Below are 753 nucleotides of genomic sequence, written 5' to 3' on the forward strand. Positions count from 1 at the left end.
TCAGCGGGTGGCGCGCTTCTTGAGCTCGGCCGCCGCGGCGCCGGGGTCAGCGGCGCTGTAGATCGCGCCACCCGCCACCGCAACCACAGCACCGGCCTCACGCACCGAACCGATCGTGTCCGCCTTTACACCACCGGCGATCGAGAACGGAACCCCCGCCTGACGACCGTCCTCGAGCAGCTGCTCGATCGAGTACCCCGGACGCGCCTGCTCGTCCAGCCCCGCGTGGATCTCCACGAACGACACACCCAGCTTCGACACCTCGCGGATCCGGGCGACCCGCCCCTCCACGACGCTGATCATGTCCGCCACGACCTGCTTGCCGTACTTGTTCCCGGCCGCGACCGCACCACGGATGGTGTCGTCATCAGCCGACCCCATCACCGTCACCAGATCCGCGCCGGCCTCGAACGCCAGCTCCGCCTCCAGCTCACCCGCATCAGCAGTCTTGAGGTCAGCGAAAACCAGCTTGTCCGGGTGCGCAGCCTTGATCGCCGTCACCGCGGCGATACCCGCGGACTTCACCAACGGCGTCCCCAGCTCGAGAATGTCCACGTGCTCGGCCACCTGGTACGCCAGGGTCAACGCCGAAGGAAGGTCCAGCACATCCAACGCCACCTGCAGCTTCACGACATTCTCCTCATCGCCACGAGTTCGGCCAAGTCCCCAGAACCATCACCGCAACCGCCCACACCGGCAACACCTCAGCACATGCGAAAACGCAATCCCCCGATACGCGCACCGGATAACCAC

The 753-nt window shown here is 66.5% G+C and carries 1 protein-coding gene; it reads right to left on the minus strand.

From position 1 onward, the window contains the following. Positions 1–630, minus strand: coding sequence for a 3-hexulose-6-phosphate synthase (gene hxlA / locus TOK_RS31440; protein WP_098961624.1), 630 nt, complete (start codon positions 628–630; stop codon positions 1–3). Positions 631–753: the final 123 nt, after the last annotated feature.

This window comes from Pseudonocardia sp. N23, assembly GCF_002583555.1.
Taxonomy (GTDB): domain Bacteria; phylum Actinomycetota; class Actinomycetes; order Mycobacteriales; family Pseudonocardiaceae; genus Pseudonocardia.